Source organism: bacterium, assembly GCA_021158245.1.
GTDB lineage: Bacteria > Zhuqueibacterota > QNDG01 > QNDG01 > QNDG01 > QNDG01.
The window spans coordinates 1-3,950 of record JAGGVB010000004.1 but is presented as its reverse complement, the minus strand read 5'-3'; the positions used below and the strand labels follow the sequence as shown (position 1 = coordinate 3,950).

Here is a 3,950-nt window from a genome sequence, read left to right as displayed (position 1 = left end):
CTGATCCAACCTTCAAAACCATCCCAAGATTATCGAACCTTTTCCCCTATAGCCCGCGGCTTCTTGAACCATGGATTAGTTCCGAGCACTCGTTCCTCGACTCGGGACTAATCCTTTATTTGTTAGGCATTACCATCTTGGCATGCGCAATGGTCTTCTTACTGAAAACTCATAATATGGAAATTGCTCTTGGTACCAAACTATCATTCCCCTGCAAAAGCTTTTAAATTTTTCGTCTGTCCAAATTATTTTCATTTGTTTCTTTGTAAGCCTCTGCGCTTTATCCTCTTGATGTTTAGTCGCAAAAACTCGACCGGTATAAGGGTTTAGTTTGGGCCATTGTCTAGTTTGGCTTTTATAATGTCCATGTGGAATTGAAGGGTATGAGTCGGGATCAGCCTTTGTAAAAACCCAAATTCCTAAACATAAAAATTCAAGCCAATTATCTTCATTTTTAATGTTATTGGTTTCCCCACCGTCGATGGTTGAAACAACAGAATCACTTAATTCTTCATTTTCCGTTGTTTCATTATTTTTTCGGACCACATCTTCTTCATACTGATCGCGTGGATCAGTAACGGGGCATTCCACTTCATCATTTAGCCATAAAGCAACTTTAATACGCTCATTAAACTCATCGTACCCGATTAGCCCAAACTCATAATGAAGTTCAGCTAAAATTATTAGTGTATTTTTCATAAGTTCCTTCTATGCCTAACGTCCCGCATAAGCCGCCCGCTGTAAGCGGGTCGGACTTAATGCGATGGTTATGTGAGTTTGTTCTCAATAATGTAAGAGCGCCCACTTGGTTCTATGTAATAGCAAGTATCATCTTCCATATTAAACAGAGACCCTATGTAACCTAGATTAAGGAGGTTGTTTATATGATATTCAGCAATGCCGATTTTAATATTGAATTTCTGCGATATATCAGAAGCATAAAGTTCTTGGTTTGTCTCAAAGAGCAATTTAAGAATTTGTTCTTCGACACCTTTGAGTTTTTTTGTAGCCTGGTCTTCTTGAGAGGACTGGATGATCTTATTGAGACTTGCAATTTCTTTATTTGCATCCTCAAGTTTAGATTTAAGATCATTGTTCTCGAATTCAATAACCAAAAACTTTTTTTTCAAGCTCTCCAAGCTTCGATTGGAGATTGACCGAAAGAGGAATTTCCTTAAAAAGATCGGCTATCCATCCCATGATTTACCTCCTTTAAATTGTGGGAAAGTTGATTGATCAAACACATAACGCAGCCTTCAGCGGCGGCGGAACGCCGTCAGCTGAAAGGCAATGTTATGCCAATCCTCTTATTGCCTAAATACCCAATTTTAATAAATATTCCGTGAAAGTTATGTTGTCTGGAATAATCTATCAATTGTTGTCGATAGTTTTTATAATTATCAAGGGCAATATCATCAAATTTGATTAGGACATAGACTATTCCTTCGGTGCCCATCGCGTTTATTTGTTCCCATGCACTACAAATAGCTTGATGAAATTTATTGAGGAATCTGGAATTTAAAACACAATAAATTTGTCCATTTATTACTGATAGGGAGCCACGACGGTTTATTTCCTCATCAGATATGCTAAGAGTTTTTACTTCACAATACCCTCTTGAATTTTTATAGATGTATTCTAAGTCAGGTTTTTTACTGCCGTCCTCTTCGAGGAAATTTACAGTAGCACAACCCTGCTTTATCAAATAACTATATGCAAAGGCCTCATTCAGTTGATTGAAAAAACCCTGCTTCTTTTGTCCCTTCCGATGGTCCCGAAAGTGCCTTAATGCCTTTTTTTTTTGAGGACTTGCCAGGACTGATCATCTAATTTATTTAAAACTCTACCATATGCTTGATATGCTTTTCTTTTTGATTCACTTATCCGATAGGTTTCCTCAAAATCAGAAAAGAAATCATCATTTGGATATCGATTTCTAATATCAGCTATTATTTCACGAATTCTTTTCATTCAATTCTTGACATAACGTCGCTAATCAGCCGCGCGGCTTTTTGCGTCGGCTGAATTAGCCTTGTTATGAACTTCTCTTTGTGAGGTTATTAAATAAGCATGTTTAATGGATAGACCGAAAAAATTACTATTTGATATCTCAGCTAATCCATGTTCAACCCGCATTGCTTGATGTATAGCTTTCAAGGCTGCATCATCCTTATCAAGAATTATAATACGAGATAACATAAGCAATTCATGATCCGTTAATTCTTTTCGGATTTCTTCAATTATAGTGTTAATCGAATTCTTTTTATTGGCTCTTGCCCAGTCAGCCGAAATTAATAAGTCCCATTTGTCAGGTGAATCTTCTCTTAAAAACAGTGCAAATAATTCAAATTGACCTTTCGACTCACTAAGATTCTTTTCAACTTTTTGAAATTTTTCTATTTGCTCTTTCATAATTGTTTTATTAGCTCCTTTGCAGAATCCAGCATTTCTTTCGCATCATCCTTTTTTACACTTCCAATTGGCTTATAACGCGCTTCTGGATTCCATTGCGCAACGATAGACCACTCTGTCATATATTTTAATTTCACTTTATCTTCCAAGCCTGTCAAATGAAGAAGTACATCAAGGTCATGTGTTTTAAATGTACTGAACTTACCACTTGTTGGATAATCGTCCCACTGAAGGGTTCTGCATATCCTTGCTTTCAAACCAAGTTCAATCGCATATCCGCACAGATAGACAGAGCCATCAAAACGTGAAGCCTCTAATAAAACTTCAGCATCTTTTAATCTTGCTTGAACAATTTCCTCTATTTCCGTTTTCTGCATAAACGTTTCCAATTATTCACCGGTTCATAACAATTAATAAGTATTACTTAATTTTCCCGCCAGATAAAAATTCATCTAACAAACATCTTGTATTCATACACGAATTTATAAATAAGTCCAATTGTTATTCTTGAAAGTGTCCCGAAAGTGTGCTTATTATCATAAAACACTTAATATATATAATGTCGTTGCTTTGACCTGAAGTATGCCCCGCCCTGTAAGCGAGGAGCTAATTTAAGGAGTATAACTGTGACCAATATTTTGCCCGATTTTCAAAAATTTCTCATTGAACGTAAGTTGGTACCACAAAGAAATGTTCCATTTTATGCCCTGTGGGCGAGCAGATTTCTGTCCTTTTCCAACAAGAATCAGGACAAAGAGATGGAACTCAGAATAAGGTTTTCCTTGATTCTTTGACGAAAGAACAAAAGCTGGAGAACTGGCAGGTGGAGCAAGCAGATAAGGAAAAAGTTAAGGCATAAGAAGGGATTCTCAGACAACGCGCGTGTCCTATCGGACCACGTTAACACCCGAAGGGACTGTGCCCAGCCCTAAAGGATATTGATGGAGGCATTGAGATCTCTATCGCGGGAGAAAAAGGTTTTATCGGAATCTGGAAATTGTACTTACCCCATACCGCCTCAACTGGCTATAGCGGTGGATTTGAGTAGATACGTTAACCTTGACAGGATGCCGCAGATATGTGGCGCGAGGTTTATCCACGTATTTGAAACTGCATGATGCCTTAAATAAAACTTTTTTTGTAAAATTTGATGCACTCGTAAAAAGTCCACGCTGTGTCATTCTGAGGAGCGGAGCTACGAAGAATCTCAATGATATCAGATTCTTCGCTATCGCTCAGAATGACAAAAGAGTGTTTTTATGACTTTTTACGAAACTGTGAAATTTGGAGGTATTTATAATGGACGGAAAACCAACTTATGACAAATCGAAATCGATAAGAATAAAAGCTGAAAAACAAAAAGAAAAAATCAGTCTAATGATCGTCCTTTTAGCTGCCTGCTGTTTTCTAGTATACTATTTTCATCATGTCCTTGGAATTGGCTCTGGTTTTACCCACTTCTTCTATATTCCAATAATACTGGCATCGTTATGGTGGGAAAGGAAAGGTTTGGGCGTAGCCCTGTTTTTGGCCCTTTT

Annotated in this window: 7 protein-coding genes; 1 reads left to right on the top strand and 6 read right to left on the bottom strand. The window is 37.4% G+C overall.

Annotation, left to right across the window (positions count from 1 at the left end; translation table 11 throughout):
- Positions 1-129: 129 nt before the first annotated feature.
- From J7K93_00190 to J7K93_00165, 6 genes are all read right to left on the bottom strand, one after another.
- Positions 130-699, bottom strand: a complete 570-nt coding sequence (locus J7K93_00190; protein MCD6115408.1) for a hypothetical protein — start codon at positions 697-699, stop codon at positions 130-132.
- Between the two features lie 68 nt (positions 700-767).
- Positions 768-1,130, bottom strand: coding sequence for an ArsR family transcriptional regulator (locus J7K93_00185; GenBank protein MCD6115407.1), 363 nt, complete (start codon positions 1,128-1,130; stop codon positions 768-770).
- A gap of 146 nt (positions 1,131-1,276) precedes the next feature.
- Positions 1,277-1,705 carry a hypothetical protein gene (locus J7K93_00180; GenBank protein MCD6115406.1) on the bottom strand — a complete coding sequence of 143 codons (429 nt, stop codon included), beginning with the start codon at positions 1,703-1,705 and terminating at the stop codon, positions 1,277-1,279.
- Positions 1,706-1,785: 80 nt separating this feature from the next.
- Complete coding sequence (locus J7K93_00175) at positions 1,786-1,971, bottom strand: hypothetical protein (protein ID MCD6115405.1); 186 nt, start codon at positions 1,969-1,971, stop codon at positions 1,786-1,788.
- Between the two features lie 21 nt (positions 1,972-1,992).
- The gene (locus J7K93_00170; protein ID MCD6115404.1) at positions 1,993-2,412 is read right to left on the bottom strand and encodes a hypothetical protein; all 420 of its coding nucleotides are present in this window, start codon (positions 2,410-2,412) and stop codon (positions 1,993-1,995) included.
- On the bottom strand, positions 2,409-2,789 hold the full coding sequence (locus tag J7K93_00165) for a HEPN domain-containing protein (protein MCD6115403.1): 381 nt from the start codon (positions 2,787-2,789) through the stop codon (positions 2,409-2,411). Before J7K93_00165 ends, J7K93_00170 begins: the two co-directional genes overlap by 4 nt.
- Before the next feature lie 922 nt (positions 2,790-3,711).
- Between J7K93_00165 and J7K93_00160 the strand changes: the two genes are divergently transcribed.
- Positions 3,712-3,950, top strand: a 239-nt coding sequence (locus J7K93_00160) for a hypothetical protein (protein MCD6115402.1), incomplete at its 3' end; no start/stop codon positions are given.